The sequence below is a fragment of the Rhodococcus sp. NPDC004095 genome, from assembly GCF_053604015.1.
The window spans coordinates 41,584-60,267 of record NZ_JBSGGS010000024.1 but is presented as its reverse complement, the minus strand read 5'-3'; the positions used below and the strand labels follow the sequence as shown (position 1 = coordinate 60,267).

Genomic DNA, 18,684 nt, shown 5'->3' with positions numbered 1-18,684 from the left:
GCGGTGTTGACGAATCCGGGATCGAGGGTGGTGTACCCCGTCGCGGAAAGGAGCTTGCCCAGCTCGATGCCGTCATTGCCTTCGGTTGCGTTCGGTTCAACCGAACGAAAGTGCCCTTCAGCCGTTTCGGGGGGTGCATGATCGTCGGCGTGCGTGAGATCACCCTCGACCTCGAAGCGGTTCGGCTGCGCGCCCTGACGTGGGGCCCCGACACCGGGCGGCTGGCGGTGCTGCTGCACGGTTTCCCGGACACCGCCCACACCTGGCGACACCTGGGTCCGGCCCTTGCCGACGAGGGTTGGCGGGTGGTGGCCCCGTTCACCCGTGGTTACGCGCCCTCGGCGGTGCCGGCCGACCGCAGCGGGCACATCGCCGCACTGATGGACGACGCCGTCGCCATCCACACGCAGCTGGACGGCGGGACGGATGCGGTGCTGGTCGGGCACGACTGGGGCGCGATCGTCGCGAACGCCCTCGCCGCCCACACCGACAACCCGTTCGCCGCGACCGTCGCGCTCGCGGTGCCGCCGTTCGCGACGCTGCGGACACCCGCAGCGCTCCGTGTGCTGCCGAGGCAGTTGCGCAACAGCTGGTACATCCTGTTCAACCAGCTGCCCTTCCTGCCGGAGCGCTACGCAGAGCCGCTGGTGCGCCGGTTGTGGGCGGACTGGTCACCCGGATACGACGCGAGCGACGACCTGCCCGCGGTGCTGGCGGCGATCGCCGATCCGGCGCACGGCCGCGCGGTGATCGGTTACTACCGAAACATGGCGCGTCCCTTCCCACGGGTGCCGGCGCGTTACCGGCGCTGGACGGGGGCGGAGATGCGGCTTCCGACGACGCCGACGCTCTACCTGCACGGTGATCGTGACGGGTGCCTCGATCCGCGGCTGGCCGCGCTGGTGCCGCCGGGCCTGCCGCGGGGGAGTGAATTTCACCTGATCGCCGATGCGGGCCACTTCCTTCAGTTGGAGCGGCCCGCGGAGGTCAACGGCCGCATCCTGAAGTTCCTCAGCGCGAACTGACGACGGTCCGGCGACGTAGGCGTCCGGTGCCCGGCACCGACGCCCACACCGCCAGTGCGAGAACGCCGTCCACCACCAGGGCCAGCGCCGCGACGAGGATCGCGCCGACCACCACCCGCGGGTAGTCGCGGAGTGCGAGGCCGTCGAAGATGTAGCGTCCCAGTCCGCCCAGGTTCACGTAGGCGGCGATGGTGGCGGTCGCGATGATCTGCAACGTCGCGCTCCGGATGCCGCCGACGATCAGCGGCAAGGCGTTCGGTACCTCGACCTGCCCGAGCACCCTGGTCTCCGTCATACCCATCGCGTGTGCCGCGTCCACGACCACGGGGTCGACGGAGGCGACGCCGGCGTAGGTGCCTGCCAGGATCGCCGGGACACCGAGCAGGACGAGCGCCAGGATCGGGGGGATCAGACCGAGCCCGAGCAGCAGCACCAGGAAGGTGAGCACGCCCAGCGTCGGCAGCGCCCGCAGCGCGTTCACGGCGCCGACGAGAACCGCCTCGCCGCGGCGCAGGTGGCCGATCAGCAGCCCCAGCGGGATCGCGATCACCGCCGACACCACCAGCGCGAGCACGCTGTAGGCGAGGTGTTCGGCGAGCCGGGTGGCGATGCCGGTCGGCCCCGACCAGTTCGCCGGGTCCGCGATGTAGGCGAAGGCGGCGGTGAAGATGTTCATGCCGGACCCTCACCCGCTCGCAGGGCCGCCGCAGCTCGACCCAGGCCCCTGCCGGTTCGGCCCAGGGCTCTGCCGGTTCGGCCCAGGGCTCTGCCGGTTCGAGTCCACGGCGTCAGGAACCGCCCGGCCAGGTACAGCGCGGCGTCGCACAGCAGCGCGAGCACCACGATCGCGATGATGCCGGCGACGATCTGGTCCGGGTAGTCCCGCTGGTATCCCCGGGTGAACAGGACGCCGAGGCCGCGGACACCGATCAACGCGCCCACGGACACCAGCGAGATGTTGGTGACGGCGACCACGCGAATGTTCGCGATCAGCACCGGAAGTGCCAACGGCAGGTCGACGGTCAGCGCGCGGCGCAGCGGTGTGTGTCCCGTTGCGACGGCCGCGTCGACCACCGCTACCGGCACCGAGTCCAGTGCCTCGGGAACGGCCCGCACCAGCAGCGCCGTCGAGTAGATGCTCAGTGCGATCACCACGTTCAGTTCGCTGAGCAGATCCAGACCGAGCAGGGGCGGAAGGAGGACGAACAGGGCCAGCGACGGGATGGTGAACGCGAGCGACGCGACGATCGTCGTCGTCCGGCGCAGCCACGGCACCCGGTGCGCGGCGGCGCCGAGTGGCACCGCCACGATCAGGCCGATGAGCAGTGGCACCAGTGCGAGGTACAGGTGCGTCCGGGCCAGGTCGAGGACGACGGAGAAGTTGTCGATCAGCCACCGCATCAGCGCACCGTGTCCGGCGTCGTCCGGCCTCTCTCCTCGTCGCGCCGCTGCCTGGCGAGCACGGCGATCACCTCCGTGGCATCGATGCCGCCGGCCACCGCGCCGGAATCGTCCACGGCCACACCGATACCCGACGGGGACGAGATCGCGGCATCGAGAGCCTGTCGCAGGTCGCCGCCCCGGGGGAACAGCGATCCGCCGGCGCGGACGCCGGCGAGGTCGGGGGAATCGGTCCACCCGATCGGGGTGCCCGAGTCGCTGACCACGAGCACCCACTCGCCGTCCCCGAACCGCAGCCCCGGAACCTGAATCCGGGTCGCGGTCCGGACCTCGCGAATTGGCACGTCCTCCGCGGTGCGAAACGACAGGCCCCGGTAGCCGCGGTCGCGGCCGACGAACGACGCGACGAAATCCGTTGCCGGGGAAGAGAGTACGGTCTGCGGTTCGGCGTACTGCTGGAGATGTCCGTGCGGGCCGAACACCGCTACCCGGTCACCGAGCGTGACGGCCTCGTCGATGTCGTGGGTGACGAACACGATCGTCTTGCGCAGGTCCGCCTGCAGCCTTCGCATCTCGGCCTGAAGCTCCGCCCGCACCACGGGATCGACGGCGCTGAACGGTTCGTCCATCAGCAGGATCGGTGGGTCCGCTGCCAGTGCGCGCGCCACCCCGACCCGCTGCTGCTGGCCTCCGGACAGTTGCGCGGGGTAGCGGGTCGCCAGCGCCGTGTCGAGGCCCACCCGCTCGAGCACCTCCAGCGCGGCGCGGCGGGCCGCCCGCCGGGACTGCCCACGCAGCACCGGCACGGTCGCGACGTTGTCGACGACGGTGCGGTGCGGCAGCAGGCCCGCGCCCTGGATCACGTACCCGATCCCGAGACGCAACTCGACCGGGTCGGTCTCCGCGACCGGGCGGCCGTCGACCGTGACGGTGCCCGACGTCGGGGTCACCATCGCATTGATCATCCGCATCGACGTGGTCTTGCCGCAGCCCGACGGGCCGACGAACATCGTCAGCAGGTGCGGCTCGATCGCCAGGCTCAGATCCTCGACGGCGACCGTTCCGTCCGGGTACCGCTTGGTGACCGACTCGAAGGTGATCAACGCCGACGCCTACCCGACCGGTTGATCCAGACCCTGCGCGGCCACCCACTGGGAGGCGGCGTCCGCGGGCTCGGTCTTGGAGTCGCCGGACACCTTCTCGTTCAGGGCGACGAGTTCGTCGGTGGTCAGTTTCGCGGACACCGCGTCCAGCACGGCGGTGATCTTGTCGCTCGTACTCTGGGCGTGCAGCAGGGGCACCACGTTCTGCGCGGGGAAGTTGTTCTTCGGGTCGGCCAGGACCACCAAGTCGTTCGCGGCGATCGCCGGGGAGGTGGTGAAGATGTTGGCGGCGACGACCTTTCCGTCGGTGAGGGCCCGGACGGTGGCCGGGCCGCCGCCGTCGGCGATCGGCACGAAGTTGCCGGGAGCGATGTCGAGGCCGTAGTTCTCCCGCAGTCCGGGCAGGCCGACGGCGCGTTCCTGGAATTCGGCGGGCGCCCCGAAGGTCACCTCCGCAGAGTGCGGGGCGAGGTCCGCGATCGAGGTCAGCTGCCAGCGGTCGGCGGTGGCCCGGGTGACGGTGACGGAATCCTTGTTCTCGCCGGGTGCCGGCGTCGCGACCGCCAGGTTCGGGCCCAGCGCGGTGGCCAGGGCGGCGTTCACATCTGCGGCGGAGGTCGCGGTCGCGTCCTTGTCGAGGAACTGCAGCAGGTTTCCGGTGTAGTCGGGGATCACGTCGATCGTCCCGTTCTCGACGGCTGGTACGTACGTCTCCCGGCTGCCGATGCCGAGTTTCGTCGTGACGTCGAAGCCATTGGCCCGCAGTGCTTCCGCGTAGATGTTCGCGACGGTCTCGGATTCGGGGAAGTCCGCCGAGCCGACCACGACGGTGTCCGGGCCGGAGCCGGATCCTCCGGTGTCGAGGGGATCGGAGTTCGAGCACGCCGAGGCGGTGATCACGGTCAGCGCGATGGCGACGCCGAGTGTGAGGCGGGAGCGCAGCGAGAACGCCATGACATCCTTCCGGTCGGTTCCGGTGTCAGCACCCGGCCGCTCGCGATGCTGCCGGCGCTCAGTGTAACGATGGAACCCGCATCCGCACGGTGAGCGAAGGAGCGTGGCGCGCGATGAATCCTCGGTTGGGCAGGACGGTCGCGGCGGCCGCACTGACGGCGGTCGCGCTCGCGGGGTGCTCGTCCGGCAGTTCGCTGACCGCCGATCCGGCCCCGGCGCCGGTCACCGTCGGGTCCGGCGAGTCAGCCGAGTCCCGCGTACTCGCGGAGATCTATGCGGGGGTCCTGCGCGGTACCGGATCGCCCGTGCAGACCCGGCTCGGCCTCGCCGAGGGGGAGGATCTGAGTGCACTGGACTCCGGTGCGGTGACGCTGGTGCCGGAGTACACGGGAAGCCTGCTGCTGCGGTTGCAGCCGGGCGCCACCGCCATCGTCTCCGACGACGTTTTCGAGGAGCTGAACAGGTCACTGCCGCAGGGTCTCTCGGTGTCCGACCACGGACTCGCGGAAGCGCCGGGTGCGGGCGACGCAGGTGAGGAGGGGAGCGACGAGCCGGCGCTCGACATCGTGCCGCTGATGCGCACCGGAGTGCTCACCGAGGCACAGGTGAAGGCGCTCAATGTGGTGGCGGGGGAACTCACGTCGGCCGAGTTGGCCGAGATGGGGGAGAGGGTGCGTCGCGGCGAGCGCAGTCCAGATCAGATAGCTGGCGATTGGCTCTCTGCGCGTTGAGTTTTCCCACCCAGTCGACCGGTGACCGCACCCGCATCGTGTCTGTATGGTCGGGTCCCGAACGGAGCCGAGCACACGGATCAGGTGGGGGACCATGCCGAGGATTGTCGAGCGACTGACCGGATTGGCCGCAGGTGGGGCCGCAGCCCTGATCGGTCTCACGATGGCTGTGGCACCCGCCTGGGCGCAGGAAAGCACGGACTCGGGCCCGACCTATGCCCCGACGATGCTCATCCTCGATGCATCCGGATCCATGCAGCGTCCCGATCCGGCGGGCACGATGATGGACGCGGCCAAGAACGCCGTCCGCACCTTCGTCGACGCAGCCCCGGCACAGGCCAAGGTGGGGCTGACGGTGTACGGCACCGGGACCGGCAGCGACGACGCAGAGAAGGCCGCCGGCTGTCGTGACGTCCGGGTACTGCACAAGGCGGACACTCTCGACCGGGCCGCGCTGACCGGCGCGGTCGACGGGATCACGGCGAGTGGCTGGACGCCGATGGGCACCGCGCTGCGCCAGGCCGCGGCCGCCCTCCCGAACTCGGGGCCCCGGTCCGTCGTGCTTGTCTCGGACGGAGAAGACACCTGTGCCCCGCCCGAACCGTGTGAGGTCGCCAGAGAATTGAAAGCGCAGGGCGTCGATCTGGTGATGCACGCGATCGGGTTCGCGGTCGACGACAAGGCCCGTGCCCAGCTCACGTGCATGGCACAGGCCACCGGTGGCACCTACACCGACGCTGCCGACGGCGCGGCGCTGCAGCGGACGCTGCCCAGGGTGACCGCGGCCGCGCTGCGCAACTACAAGGCCACCGGGACTCCGATCGCGGGAACACCCACCCACGACTCCGCACCGGTCGCGACGCCCGGCCAGTACCTGGACACCATCGGCCAGAAGGAGTCGCGCTACTACGCCGTCGACATCCCGGACGGTGCGACCGCCTACTTCAGTGGCACCCTCTCCTTTCCGCGTGTGCCCGGCGTCGAGGCCGTCAAGGATCTGAACGTCCTGTACCTGCGGGTCTACGGCAGCGACGGCCGCGACTGCAACGCGATGGAATTCGAGCAGGCCACGAACTCGAGTGACGGCGCGGCACTGACGGTCGCGGAGGCCTTCGACGGGGCGACGAAGAAGCGCGCGGAGGACGGCAGCGGCGCCGACAAGTGCCGCGGTGGCGGACGCTACTACTTCGTGCCGACCTGGGAGAAGGCCTCGCAGGGGATGCCGGACCGGCTGCCCATCGAACTTCTCGTCGGGATCGAGCCCGCCGCAACCGATCCCGGCCCGGCCGCCGTCGCGTCGCCGACCACCTTCGTCGAACCCACCGGTGCGGGCACCCCGGTGGTGGGCGGCGGATCCTTCACCGTCGCCGCGGACCTCGACGGAAGCGGCCGCTACACCGACACCCTCGCGCCGGGCGAGTTCGTGTTCTACCGGGTCGAGTTGGACTGGGGTCAGGGCCTGGCGTATCACGTGCACTACGACGCCAACGGCGCCGGTGGTTCCAAGAACCTCTCCAACATCCAGACCATCCTGTACGCCCCGACCCGGGAAGAGATCAATCTGGACTTCGCGGGGTACCACGGTGTCGACCAGGTGCTGCCGACTGACGCCCCGGCGGTCACCAGCGTCCCGATCCGCTACGGCAACCGCACATCCGACGACATCGACGCACGCAGTCAAGCCCTGCCGGGGTGGTACTACATCGCGGTCAAACTGGGTTCGACAGCGCAAGAAGGCGACAGCTTGCCGGTGCAGATCCGACTCGATCTGACCGTGAGCGGTACGCCCGAGAGCGGTCCCTCGTATGCGGCCGCGACGACGGACGGGATCTTCGGCGAGAACGCCGCGACCACGACTGCGGCGGCAACGGATCCCGGTGGCCGTGCCGACGACGGCACGGCGACAGGGGCGGCCGGTGACACGGCGGCAGGCGAATCCGACTCGACGTCGTCGAGCACCGGTGTCCTGATCGGGGTCGCCGCCGCAGTGGTCGCGCTGTGCGGTGCCGGTGGCTGGCTCGCGGTGCGCTCGCGCCGCGGATAGCCCGCAGCCTCGATGCGATCGGGTGGTTGTCGCGTGACGGTGACGCGACAACCACCCGGTCGAGGTTCAGGCCGCGGTCGCCATGAGCGCCGCGCGCAGGAACGCGCCCAGTTCGCGGACCGCGTCATCGGCCTCCCTGAGGATCGAGGCCTGCAGATGCGCGACGTGCCACAGTGTCGGGTACTCGCGGTACTCCACCGTGACACCCGACGAGCGGAGCTTGTCGACCAACTCGACGACCTGCGGGTAGAGCACCTCGCTGGTGCCGATGTGCACGATCGTCGGCGGCAGGCCGGACAGGTCGCCGAGCAGCGGTGCGTAACCCGGGTCGCTGCGGTCGCCGCCGCCCAGGTATGCGTCCGCGGCCTTGAACGACCACCCGGTGTTGATCACCAGGTCGCGGTCGAACGGAGTGTTGCGGGCGCCGGGGTCCACCCACGGAGCGATCAGGGCCAGTGCCGCCGGCTTCACGCTGTACCGGTCGATCAGTCGGCGGGCGGTGGCCAGGGACAGTCCGCCGCCCGCCGAATCGCCTGCGACGGCAAGCTGATCCGGGGTGAACCCGTACTCGCCCACCAGTTCCAGGTACGCGGCGACTGCGTCCTCGAGGCCCGCCGGATACGGGTGCTCCGGCGCCAGCCGGTAGTCCAGCACGTACACGGCGGCACCGGTCTCGCGGGCCAGGTGAGCGGCCACGGAGCGGTGGGTGTCCAGCGAGCCCAGCGTGAAGCCGCCGCCGTGCAGGTAAAGGATGGCGGTGCGCCGTTCCGTGGCGCCGACGGTGACCCGTTCGGCGCGCCGGCCCGCGAGGGTGAGCTCCCGGACGACGGTGTCACGGGGTAGCCGCTGCAGGACCGAGCCGGCGTCGATGATTCGGCGTGCCACCGGCGCCGGAAGTGAGGAGTGCAGGGCCAGCCGGTAGAAGGGACCGATGGTGGCGGCGACGAGCGGCCGCGGCAGGTACATCGTCAGTCCGCCTTCGGCTTCGGCACGACGCGCCCGGCGATCTCGGCGACGATCCGCTGGTAGCCGGACCCGACCAGCCGCACCCACCCGTCGAGGAGCTTGGCGTCGGCACCGATCAGCACCCGCGCCTTGCCCTTTCGGACGCCGCTGACGATGGTCGACGCGGCGTCCTCGGGGGAGGTGCGTGCCAGCTTCTTGTCGAAGAACTCCGAGAACGAGGCGAGGTCCTCGCCGGGACCGGCGGTCGCGTTGCGCGCGATCGCGGTCTTGATACCGCCCGGGTGCACGCACGTCACCTTCACCGGGTGCTTGGCGATGAGCATCTCCTGGCGCAGCGACTCGGTGAAGCCGCGTACTGCGAACTTCGCGGAGTTGTAGGCACTCTGGCCGGGCATCGACAGCAGGCCGAACAGGCTGGACACGTTGATCACGTGGCCGTCGCCGGAGGTGATGAGGTGCGGCAGGAACGCCTTGGTGCCGTTGACGACTCCCCAGAAGTCGACGTCCATGATCCGTTCGATGTCCTTGAACTCGGACCGCTCGAAGTCGCCGTGGTAGGCGATGCCGGCATTGTTGTAGACCTGGTTGACCTTGCCGAAGTGAGCGGCGACCGCGTCCGCGTACTCGAGCACCGCCTCGCGCTGGGTGACGTCGAGGTGGTCGGACCTGACCTCCGCGCCGAGCGCCTTCGCATCGCGCACGGTCTCGGCGAGACCGACGCTGTTCTGGTCGGACAGCGCGAGTTTGGCACCCTGGCGGGCCAGGTTCAGTGCGAGCGCGCGCCCGATCCCCGATCCGGCGCCGGTGATGACGACGACCTTGCCTGCGAATTCGCTCACTGAACCGTCACCTTCTCGTTGTCGTTCCTGCTGTCGCTGTCGGGAGTGGTGGCCGGGTCGCCCACGGCCGGTGCGGGGAGGTCGGCGACGTTGACGCTGTCGTATGCGTCGAGATCGAATCGCCGCGTGAGGCCCCGGAATTCGAACGTGAAGCCGGGCCACAGGGTGGTGTTGTTGCCGTGCTTGTCGAGGTACCAGCTGGCGCAGCCGCCGTTGTTCCAGACGCTGTTGCGGAGCTTGCCCTGCACCTCGCGGTTGTACCGGTCCTGGGCTTCCTGCCGTACCTCGATGGTGCCGATGTCGTTGCGCTCGATCACGTTGACGGCGTCGACCACGTAGTTCAGCTGGGACTCGATCATGTACACCATCGACGAGTGGCCGAGACCTGTGTTCGGGCCGACCAGGAAGAACATGTTGGGGTAGTTCGCGATCGACGACCCCTTGTAGCCCTGCTGGCCGTGGGTGTCGAAAACCTCGGCGAGCGCACGGCCGTCGCGGCCGAAGATGCCGGCGAACATCGGCGAGTCGGTGACGTGGAAGCCGGTCGCGACGACGATCGCGTCGACGTCCCGGCGTCGCCCGGTGCTGTCGACCACGCCGGTGGCGGTGACCTCGGTGATGCCGTCGGTGACCAGGTCGACGTTCGGCTGCGCGAGGGCCGGGTAGTAGTTGTTCGAGATCAGCATCCGCTTGCAGCCGATCCGGAAGTTCGGAGTGACCTTGCGCCGCAACGCCTTGTCCTTGATCTGCCGGCGCAGGTGCCGCTCCGCCGCGAACTGCAGCGGCTTCATGAACACCGGGGCCTTTGCGAGTCCGACGACCTGCGTCTCCCGCATCAGGTAGATGCCGAGGCGGGACAGCTTCTGGAAGCCGGGGACGTACTTGAACGCGAACCGTTCGGCCGCGGTGTACTCGCGGTCGGCGCGCGGCAGGATCCACGGCGCGGTGCGCTGGTACACGTCCAGCTGCGAAACCTTGGCGGCCAGCTGCGGGACGATCTGGATGGCGGACGCACCGGTGCCGATCACGGCGACCCGCTTGCCGGTCAGGTCGTAGTCGTGGTTCCACTGTGCCGAGTGGAAGATCTCGCCCTCGAAGCCGTCGATGCCCTTGATGTCCGGCAGCGACGGCTCGCACAGCGCGCCGACGGCGGTGATGACGATCTTCGCGGCGAAGGTACCCCGGGACGACTCGACGATCCAGCGGGACCGGTCGGCGTTCCAGTGCGCGGACCGCACGTCGCAGTTGAACACGTGCTTGTCGAGGACGTTGTACTTGCGGGAGACCGTCTCGATGTAGCGCTTGATCTCCGGCTGCGGGGAGAACGAGCGCGTCCAGTCCGGATTCAGCGCGAACGAGTACGAGTACAGGTGGGACGGCACATCGCACGCGGCACCGGGGTAGGTGTTGTCCCGCCAGGTGCCACCGACGTCGGATCCTCGCTCGAGGACGAGGAAGTTCTTCTTGCCCTCCTGGGACAGTTTCACGGCGGCGCCGAGGCCGGCGAAGCCGCTGCCGATGATCAGGGTGTCGATCTCTCGCGCGGTCGCTCCGGACTGCACCGCAGTACCTGTAACTGGAAGACTCATGTAGTGCAGAATATGGGCTTACTGAGCCGCGGTCAATAGCTTGTTGACCGACGTTCAGTAAGGTGGTGAGTCATGGAGCCGGTCAAACGCACCCGGATGAGTCCGGAGGAGCGACGCGCCCAGTTGCTCGACCTGGGCGCGCGGATGCTGGCCGAGCGGCCCCTCGAACAGATCTCCGTCGAGGAGATCGCCGACCAGGCCGGGGTGTCCCGCGGCCTGCTTTTCCACTACTTCGCGTCCAAGCGCGACTTCCACCTCGCCATCGTCCGGCACACGGGCGCGGACATGCTCGTGCAGACCGAACCCGATCCGGACCTCGAACCGATGGAGATGCTGCGCCGGTCCGTCGCCGCGTACGTCGACTACGTCAGCGACAACCGCAGCACCTACGTCTCGCTGCTGCGGGGCAGCGCGAGCGGGGACGCGGAGATGCGTGAGGAGTTCGAACGCACCCGGGCTGCGATGGCGGACCGCATCGCGACCCACCTGCCGCGCATCGGCATCGAACCGAACGCCCGCATCACCCTCGCCGTCCGCGGCTGGATCGCGTTCGTCGAGGAGGCCACCATCACCTGGCTACGTGAGCCGCAGATCAGCCGCGAGGAACTGATCGACCTGCACGTTCAGGCCTTGCCCGCGGTCGCGCTGGCCCCGGACATTGCGGCCGCGCTGCTGCGGTAGCCACCTCCTCGGCGTCCCGGCTGCGTTCAGGCCGTGGCAGTCACCGGTAGCAGTACGAATCGGACGAGGCGTCGCCGCCCTGGAGACGGACCTGGTGTGCACGAAGACCCCGAAAGTCGTCGCCATGCGGGAAGAATCGCTCGTCGACGGTCATCCCGCCCTGAGGATCGGTGTGCATCAACGCCATCCATGCGCCGACACCATCCGGATAGAACTGGTCGTCCCAGGCGCCGTACAGGGAGTTGGTGACGTAGACCCGCTTGCCGTCCCTGCTGATCTCGACCATCTGCGGACCGCCGGACAGCGGTTCGTCCGGTGCCGCCGGATGCGCTGCGCGGCCGACGATCCCGCCGAGACGGACGGACGCGGTCTCCGTCGGGTGGGCGGGGTCGCGCACGTCGAACTGCTTGAGTTCGCCGGTGCCCCAGCATGATACGTAGAGGAAGTTGTCGTCGACCGACAGGTCGATGTCGGTGACCAGCGGGGGCACCGCGCCGAACGGCTTCAGTGCGGGTGGCAGCTGGTCCGGATCGGCAGGCTCGGCCGGGATCGTGATCACCTTGTCCACCGCCCAGTTGCCGTCCTCGCGGTGCCACCGCCAGACCGAGGCCGACAGGTCCTCGGTCGAAATGACGACACCGACGAATCCCCACGTGGCTTCCGGGTCGTGCGACGGGCGCAGTTCCAGTGGCATCTGGTGCTGCGCGCCGAGGTCGACCCGCTGCCGGTGCTCGCCGGTGGCGAGGTCCCAGAAGTGGAGTGCGTGCCCGTACTCGTTCGCCAGCAGCAGCTCGGGTACGAGCCCGTTCTCGAGCATCGACGGTGTGCCCCATTCGCTGCTGATCAGCGTGTTCCGGCCCAGATGCCACCAGGCGTCGTACGCGAAGTACTGCGGGCCCCGATCGGTTTCCCACTGCCGGAGCACGTCGAACGTGCCGTGATCGAGTAACGCGATCCCGCCGGGGCCGTCCGATCCGTCGGCACCGCCGAGGCACGTGAGGAACACCCCGTCCGGCCCGCAGTGCAGCGTGTGCGGTCGGGAGTAGCCGGCCTTCGCGGCGAGATCGGCTGCGTCCACGACCCTCGTCACGGTGGGGTGACTCGGGTCGGGTTCGGTGTCGAGCACGTACAGCGCGGACGAGCGTATGCCGGGCACGATCAGGTAACGGCGGGCCAGCCCCGCCATGTCGTGACCCTCGTGCTTCAGCGCGCTGCTGCACGCGTTCCAGCCGAAATGGTGCAGCTCGTTGCCCAGCCCGGGCACCTCGGTCCAGCCGATCACCCGGCCGTAGGTGTCAGAGCCGGGGTCGACGTCGACCACGCTCATCGCGTCGGGTTTGTCGGCCGCGCGGTCGAACGCGGCCACGTAGGCCAGTTTCTCCGGTGGTGCTGCGGCCGCGTCCGCCGCGGTCCGATAGAAGGTCGGGTCGATGGCTGGCTGATTCATCTTCAGCCTCCTTCGTCGAGACGATGAGACCCGCACATCAGCCTATGAGAACCCGCCGAGCTACGGAACCGTCGCGACAACTCGACACGGAACGGCCGGCCGGTCGAGTAGTCGACTACGCGCGCCCTGAGCGGGGTAGGGGCGCACGATCGAGGCGGAGCACGGCCGACGACGTCGACCCGCGGCGCTGGGGTTCGTGCTTGGAGGAGTGCGACATCATGCGAACCGGACTCGTGGAAATGGGGGTCCACTCGAGGGGCGCTCCCGACCTGCTGCTCCGTTCCAGTCGGCTGCTCGCCACCGCGGCCGGCGCCGATTCACTGTGGATCCACGATCACCTGATGGGCTTCGTGTCTCCGTCGCTGTGGGCGCCTCGCCACATCGCCGCCGCGCGCGTGGCGCAGAGCGGTGACGCCTTCTTCGAGCCGTGGACGGCGCTGGGTTACCTTGCCGCGCGCAACCGATTGGCGCGGCTGCGACTCGGGGTGGGCGTCACCGACACCGGTCGGCGCAACCCCGCGGTGACCGCCCAGGCGTCCGCCACCCTGCACCTGCTGACCCGGGGCCGGGCAATTCTCGGGATCGGCCCGGGTGAGCGGGAGGGGAACGAACCATACGGGGTCGAGTGGACGAGGCCGGTCGCCCGCTTCGAGGAGGCCGTTGCGACGATCCGGTTGCTGTGGGACTCGGGTGGACGTCCGGTGAGCCGGGATTCGGCCTTCTTCCCGTTGAAGGACGCGGTTTTCGACGTCCCGCCGCACCGCGGTACCCGGCCGCAGATCTGGATCGCCGCCCACGGCTCTCGAATGCTGCGGGCCGCGGGCAGGTACGCCGACGCGTGGTTCCCGGCCTACCCGCAGCGTCCCAAGGATTACGGCGTGAAGCTCACCCGGATCCGGGCCGCCGCATCGGACGCGGGACGCGACCCCGATGCGATCACGGCGGCGGGGTACTTCATGGTCATTCCCGGACGCTCCCGCGCCGAGGTGGACGAGATGGTCGGGTCCGTGGGCGCGAGGGCGCTCTGCCTGTGTGTCTCGGCCGAGGGGTGGGCGCGGCACGGCGCGGAGCACCCGTTGGGTCCAACCTTCACCGGAATCCAGGACCTTCTGCCGCAGACCCTGACCGAGGAGACCGCCCTCGCCTACGCGGACAGGGTGCCGGAATCCCTGTTGCGGGAGAGTTGCTTCGCGGGCACGCCCGCCGAGATTCTCGACCAGGTGGCGGAGTGGCGCGACCACGGGCTGGGCTACCCGGTGCTCATCAACATCGGAGCGATGTGCCATCGCGGACTCCGCGACGGCCTGCTCACCACGTCTCCGTTCCTGAAGGTGATGCGCGGTCTGAAACGCCTGTGACGAGTGCACATGACGGCAGCGGGTTCACAGGTGACGCAGGAACCGATCGGGGCCGTCGAGGAATGACCGCCAGTCGCGCACCACGTCGAGTTCGTCCCACACCGGGTGCTCGATGCCCTCGTCGGTGAGCTCCCAGATGTCGGCGCCCGGGCAGGCGGCGAGGACGGGGGAGTGGGTCGCCATGATCACCTGCGACCCCTCGGCGACCAGGTCAGCGATCACCCCGAGCAGGGCCAGGCTGGACCGGAACGACAGCGCCGCCTCCGGCTCGTCGAGGATCCACAGGCCCACCCCGACCGGCCGCTCCGCCACGTAGTGCAGGAAAGACTGCCCGTGGGACAGCTCGTTGAAGCCCTGGTCGTCGCCGCGGACCCGGTTGGCGTCGGCCCGCGCGAAGAGGGCGTGCATGGATTCGGCGCGCAGGAAGCAGCCGCCGTACGGCCGGGGTCGGGCGCCGACACAGGTCAGGTGCTGCGGCAGGTCGGTGTCCTCGGAGCTGCCGCCGGCGGACCACATCCGGTCCTGGGCGCCGGTGAATCCCCACTGCCACGCACCGGCGACGGCCTCGACGAGCGTCGACTTCCCGACGCCGTTCTCGCCGACGAGCACGGTCACGGGGTTCGTGAATTCGAGCCCACGACTGCACAATTCGGCAATCGCGGGTACATCCAGATACCACGAAGCCGGATCGAATCCATCCCTTGGGGTGAACTCGACCCGGCTCAGTGGCAACATCACGGCTCGCCGTGGGGCAGCGTCACGTCAGGCGATCAGCGGAACGCCTCGTCGATGATCTCCTGCTGCTCGACCGCGTGCACCTTGCTCGAACCCGAGGACGGGGCCGACATGGCGCGGCGAGAGATCCGCTTGATGCCGGTCAGCAGCTCCGGAAGCAGTTCCGGCAGCGCCAGACCGAACAGCGGCCACGCACCCTGGTTCGCCGGCTCCTCCTGGACCCAGCGGAAGTCGGTCGCGTTCGGGTACTGCTTGAGGGTCTCGCGAAGACGACGGGCCGGCAGCGGGTACAGCTGCTCGATCCGGACGATCGCGACGTCGTCGCGGCCTTCCTTCTGCTTGCGCGCCAACAGTTCCCAGTACAGCTTGCCGCTGACCAGGAGCACCCGGGTGACCTTGTTGCGGTCGCCGCCGCCGGTCTCGTAGGTGGGCTCCTCGAACACCGAACGGAACTTGCCGGTGGTGAAGTCCTCGAGCTCGGAGACCGCGGCCTTGTTGCGCAGCATCGACTTCGGGGTGAAGACCACCAGCGGGCGGCGGATGCCGTCCAGGTGGTGGCGGCGCAGCAGGTGGAAGTACGAAGCCGGAGTGGACGGCACCGCGACGGTCATCGAGCCCTCTGCACACAGCTGCAGGAAGCGCTCGATACGACCGGAGGTGTGGTCCGGGCCCTGGCCCTCGTGACCGTGCGGCAGCAGCAGCACGACGTCGGACAGCTGACCCCACTTGGCCTCACCGGACGAGATGAACTCGTCGATGATGGTCTGCGCGCCGTTGACGAAGTCGCCGAACTGCGCCTCCCACAGCACCAGGGCGTCGGGGTTGCCGACCGAGTAGCCGTACTCGAAGCCCAGGCCCGCGTACTCGGTGAGCGCCGAGTCGTAGACCATGTACTTGCCGCCGTTGTCCGCGTCCGCGGCGATCTGCGCGATCGGGTTGTACTCGTCGCCGGTCTTGCGGTCGATGAGCACCGAGTGGCGCTGCGTGAACGTGCCGCGCCGTGAGTCCTGGCCTGCCAGGCGCACCAGGGCGCCCTGCTCGACCAGTGAACCGAACGCGAGCAGTTCCGCGTACGCCCAGTCCACCTTGCCCTCGCGGGACATCTCGTGGCGCTTCTCGATGACCGGCTTGACGCGCGGGTGCACCGTGAAGCCCTCGGGGACGTTCAGGAACGCGTCACCGATGCGGGCGAGGGTTTCCTTGTCGACCGAGGTCTGCAGGCGGGCGGGCGGGGTCTGGTCCAGCTCGACCGACTCCGACGGTTCCGGCTTGAACTTCTCCAGCTCGCGAACCTCGTTGAACACCCGCTCCAGCTGGCCCTGGTAGTCACGCAGGGCGTCTTCGGCTTCCTTGAGCGAGATGTCGCCGCGACCGATCAGGGCCTCGGTGTAGCTCTTGCGGACGCTGCGCTTGGTGTCGATCAGGTCGTACATCGCCGGCTGCGTCATCGACGGGTCGTCGCCCTCGTTGTGACCGCGACGGCGGTAGCAGATCATGTCGATGACGACGTCCTTGTTGAACTTCTCGCGGAAGTCCACGGCCAGCTGCGCCACCCAGACGCAGGCCTCGGGGTCGTCGCCGTTCACGTGGAACACCGGCGCCGCGATCATCTTCGCGACGTCCGTGCAGTACTCGGACGAACGCGAGTGCTCCGGGGCGGTGGTGAAGCCGACCTGGTTGTTGACCACGATGTGCACGGTGCCGCCGGTGCGGTAGCCGCGCAGCAGCGACAGGTTCAGGGTCTCCGCGACGACGCCCTGACCGGCGAACGCGGCGTCGCCGTGCAGCATCAGCGGCAGGACGGTGAAGCCCTCCTGGCCCTTGTCGAGGATGTCCTGCTTGGCGCGGACCAGACCCTCGAGGACCGGGTCGACCGCTTCGAGGTGCGACGGGTTCGCGGTGAGGGAGACCTTGATGTCGTTGTCGCCGAACATCTGGATGTACTGGCCCTCGGCGCCGAGGTGGTACTTCACGTCGCCGGAGCCGTGCGCGGCCGCCGGGTTCATGTTGCCCTCGAACTCGGTGAAGATCTTCGAGTACGGCTTGCCGACGATGTTCGCGAGCACGTTCAGGCGGCCGCGGTGCGGCATGCCGATGACGACCTCGTCGAGGCCGTGCTCCGCGGACTGGTCGATGACGGCGTCCATCATCGGGATGACGGACTCGGCGCCCTCGAGCGAGAACCGCTTCTGGCCGACGTACTTCGTCTGCAGGAACGTCTCGAACGCCTCGGCGGCGTTGAGCTTGCTCAGGATGTACTTCTGCTGGGCGACCGTCGGCTTGACGTGCTTGGCCTCGACCCGATCCTGCAGCCACTTCGTCTGCTCGGGGTCGAGCATGTGGGTGTACTCGACGCCGATGTGCCGGCAGTACGCGTCACGCAGGATCGACAGCACGTCCCGGAGCTTCATCCGGTCCTTGCCGTGGAAGCCGCCGACGTTGAACTCGCGGTCCAGGTCCCACAGCGTCAGGTCGTGGGTGGTGACGTCGAGGTCGGGGTGGCTGCGGAACTTGTCCTTGACGAACTGCAGCGGATCGGTGTCGGCCATCAGGTGACCGCGGTGCCGGTACGCGGCGATCAGTTCGAGCACCCGGGTGCTCTTGTCGACCGCGCCCTCGGCCACATCCTGACGCCAGCGGACCGGCTCGTACGGAATGTGCAGCGAGTGGAAGATCTCGTCGTAGAACTTGTCGCTGATCAGCAGGTTGTGGATCGTGCGCAGGAAGTCGCCGGACTCGGCGCCCTGGATGATCCGGTGATCGTAGGTCGAGGTCAGGGTCATCAGCTTGCCGACGCCCATCTCGGCGATCTTCTCGGCGCTCGAGCCCTGGAACTCGGCCGGGTACTCCATCGCGCCTGCGCCGATGATCGCGCCCTGGCCCTGCATCAGGCGGGGGACCGAGTGCACGGTGCCGATGCCGCCGGGGTTGGTCAGCGAGATGGTGACGCCGGAGAAGTCCTCGGCGGTGAGCTTGCCGTCCCGGGCGCGCCGGACGATGTCCTCGTACGCCGAGTAGAACTGCACGAAGTTCATCGTCTCGGTGCCCTTGATGGCGGCGACGACGAGGGAACGGCTGCCGTCCTTGCCGGGCAGGTCGATGGCCAGGCCGAGGTTGGTGCTCGCCGGGGTGACGACGTTCGGCTTCCCGTCGATCTCGGCGAAGTGCCGGTTCATGTTCGGGAACGCCTTGACGGCCTGGATGATCGCGTAGCCCAGCAGGTGGGTGAAGGACACCTTGCCGCCGCGGGTGCGGGCGAGGTGGTTGTTGATGACGATCCGGTTGTCGAACATCAGCTTCGCAGGGATGGCGCGAACGCTGGTGGCGGTCGGGATCTCGAGGGAGGCGGACATGTTCCGCGCCACCGCGGCGGCGGCGCCGCGCAGCACCTTCGACTCGGGCGCGCCGGTCGAGGTGGCGGCCGGAGCAGCGGGCTTGGCGGCCGGAGCAGCAGGCTTGGCGGCCGGGGCGGCGGGCTTGGCCGGAGCAGGGGCGGCAGCGGCGGGGGGAGCAGCGGGGGTGCTCGGCGCAGCCGGGGCGGGCGGCGTCGGAGCGGGCGCGGCCGGAGCCGACGCAGTCGTGACGGTGGCGGTGCCGTTGGTGGCGGTGCCGTTGGTGTAAGTGGAGGAGGTGGTCGCGGGAGCGGTCGCGGGGATCTGCCCGTTCGCGCCCGACGCATCCGGCTTGTAGTCGGTGAGGAACTCGTGCCAGCTCGCGTCCACGGATGAGGGATCATCCTGGAAACGCTGGTACATCTCGTCGACAAGCCACTGGTTCTGTCCGAATTGTGACGTAGAACTGCTGCTCACGG

Annotated in this window: 15 protein-coding genes; 5 read left to right on the top strand and 10 right to left on the bottom strand. The window is 69.0% G+C overall.

The genetic code is table 11. The features are described from left to right. Positions 1-137 precede the first annotated feature (137 nt). Positions 138-1,025 carry an alpha/beta fold hydrolase gene (locus ACWEPG_RS27765; RefSeq protein ID WP_452595811.1) on the top strand — a complete coding sequence of 296 codons (888 nt, stop codon included), beginning with the start codon at positions 138-140 and terminating at the stop codon, positions 1,023-1,025. Here the strand turns inward: ACWEPG_RS27765 and ACWEPG_RS27760 are convergent. The 4 genes from ACWEPG_RS27760 to ACWEPG_RS27745 are packed head-to-tail and all read right to left on the bottom strand — an operon-like array spanning position 1,012 to position 4,483. Then, on the bottom strand, positions 1,012-1,701 hold the full coding sequence (locus ACWEPG_RS27760; protein ID WP_452595810.1) for an ABC transporter permease: 690 nt from the start codon (positions 1,699-1,701) through the stop codon (positions 1,012-1,014). The genes ACWEPG_RS27765 and ACWEPG_RS27760 overlap by 14 nt on opposite strands. Next, positions 1,698-2,426: an ABC transporter permease gene (locus ACWEPG_RS27755; protein WP_452595809.1), complete on the bottom strand. Its 729-nt coding sequence runs from the start codon at positions 2,424-2,426 to the stop codon at positions 1,698-1,700. Before ACWEPG_RS27755 ends, ACWEPG_RS27760 begins: the two co-directional genes overlap by 4 nt. Beyond that, positions 2,426-3,529 (bottom strand): ABC transporter ATP-binding protein, encoded by a 1,104-nt coding sequence (locus ACWEPG_RS27750; RefSeq protein WP_452595808.1) that lies wholly within the window; start codon positions 3,527-3,529, stop codon positions 2,426-2,428. The genes ACWEPG_RS27755 and ACWEPG_RS27750 overlap by 1 nt, the downstream gene beginning before the upstream one ends. 9 nt (positions 3,530-3,538) lie before the next feature. Continuing rightward, entirely contained in the window at positions 3,539-4,483 is a 945-nt protein-coding gene (locus ACWEPG_RS27745; protein ID WP_450116245.1) for an ABC transporter substrate-binding protein, read from the bottom strand. Between the two features lie 113 nt (positions 4,484-4,596). Between ACWEPG_RS27745 and ACWEPG_RS27740 the strand changes: the two genes are divergently transcribed. Together ACWEPG_RS27740 and ACWEPG_RS27735 are read left to right on the top strand one after the other, a co-directional pair. Continuing rightward, entirely contained in the window at positions 4,597-5,214 is a 618-nt protein-coding gene (locus tag ACWEPG_RS27740; RefSeq protein WP_450116246.1) for a glycine betaine ABC transporter substrate-binding protein, read from the top strand. A gap of 94 nt (positions 5,215-5,308) precedes the next feature. Continuing rightward, the gene (locus ACWEPG_RS27735) at positions 5,309-7,258 is read left to right on the top strand and encodes a vWA domain-containing protein (protein WP_452595807.1); all 1,950 of its coding nucleotides are present in this window, start codon (positions 5,309-5,311) and stop codon (positions 7,256-7,258) included. A 66-nt stretch (positions 7,259-7,324) separates the two neighbouring features. Here ACWEPG_RS27735 and ACWEPG_RS27730 read toward each other — a convergent pair whose 3' ends face one another. The 3 genes from ACWEPG_RS27730 to ACWEPG_RS27720 are packed head-to-tail and all read right to left on the bottom strand — an operon-like array spanning position 7,325 to position 10,652. Then, the gene (locus tag ACWEPG_RS27730) at positions 7,325-8,224 is read right to left on the bottom strand and encodes an alpha/beta hydrolase (protein ID WP_450116248.1); all 900 of its coding nucleotides are present in this window, start codon (positions 8,222-8,224) and stop codon (positions 7,325-7,327) included. A 2-nt stretch (positions 8,225-8,226) separates the two neighbouring features. Beyond that, positions 8,227-9,063, bottom strand: coding sequence for an SDR family NAD(P)-dependent oxidoreductase (locus ACWEPG_RS27725; RefSeq protein WP_450116249.1), 837 nt, complete (start codon positions 9,061-9,063; stop codon positions 8,227-8,229). Next, a complete protein-coding gene (locus ACWEPG_RS27720; RefSeq protein WP_450116250.1) occupies positions 9,060-10,652 on the bottom strand; it encodes a flavin-containing monooxygenase in 1,593 nt (530 codons plus the stop codon). Before ACWEPG_RS27720 ends, ACWEPG_RS27725 begins: the two co-directional genes overlap by 4 nt. Before the next feature lie 72 nt (positions 10,653-10,724). On the opposite strand from ACWEPG_RS27720, the gene ACWEPG_RS27715 reads away from it, so the two are divergent. Further along, positions 10,725-11,333 carry a TetR/AcrR family transcriptional regulator gene (locus ACWEPG_RS27715; protein ID WP_450116251.1) on the top strand — a complete coding sequence of 203 codons (609 nt, stop codon included), beginning with the start codon at positions 10,725-10,727 and terminating at the stop codon, positions 11,331-11,333. Positions 11,334-11,373: 40 nt separating this feature from the next. On the opposite strand, the gene ACWEPG_RS27710 is transcribed toward ACWEPG_RS27715, so the two are convergent. After that, positions 11,374-12,780, bottom strand: coding sequence for a selenium-binding protein SBP56-related protein (locus ACWEPG_RS27710; RefSeq protein WP_450116252.1), 1,407 nt, complete (start codon positions 12,778-12,780; stop codon positions 11,374-11,376). Between the two features lie 218 nt (positions 12,781-12,998). On the opposite strand from ACWEPG_RS27710, the gene ACWEPG_RS27705 reads away from it, so the two are divergent. Then, positions 12,999-14,138 (top strand): LLM class flavin-dependent oxidoreductase, encoded by a 1,140-nt coding sequence (locus ACWEPG_RS27705; protein WP_450116253.1) that lies wholly within the window; start codon positions 12,999-13,001, stop codon positions 14,136-14,138. A 24-nt stretch (positions 14,139-14,162) separates the two neighbouring features. Here the strand turns inward: ACWEPG_RS27705 and ACWEPG_RS27700 are convergent, their stop codons facing one another. Together ACWEPG_RS27700 and ACWEPG_RS27695 are read right to left on the bottom strand one after the other, a co-directional pair. Further along, positions 14,163-14,873 (bottom strand): AAA family ATPase, encoded by a 711-nt coding sequence (locus ACWEPG_RS27700; RefSeq protein WP_450116254.1) that lies wholly within the window; start codon positions 14,871-14,873, stop codon positions 14,163-14,165. A 35-nt stretch (positions 14,874-14,908) separates the two neighbouring features. Continuing rightward, complete coding sequence (locus ACWEPG_RS27695; RefSeq protein ID WP_450116255.1) at positions 14,909-18,682, bottom strand: multifunctional oxoglutarate decarboxylase/oxoglutarate dehydrogenase thiamine pyrophosphate-binding subunit/dihydrolipoyllysine-residue succinyltransferase subunit; 3,774 nt, start codon at positions 18,680-18,682, stop codon at positions 14,909-14,911. Positions 18,683-18,684: the final 2 nt, after the last annotated feature.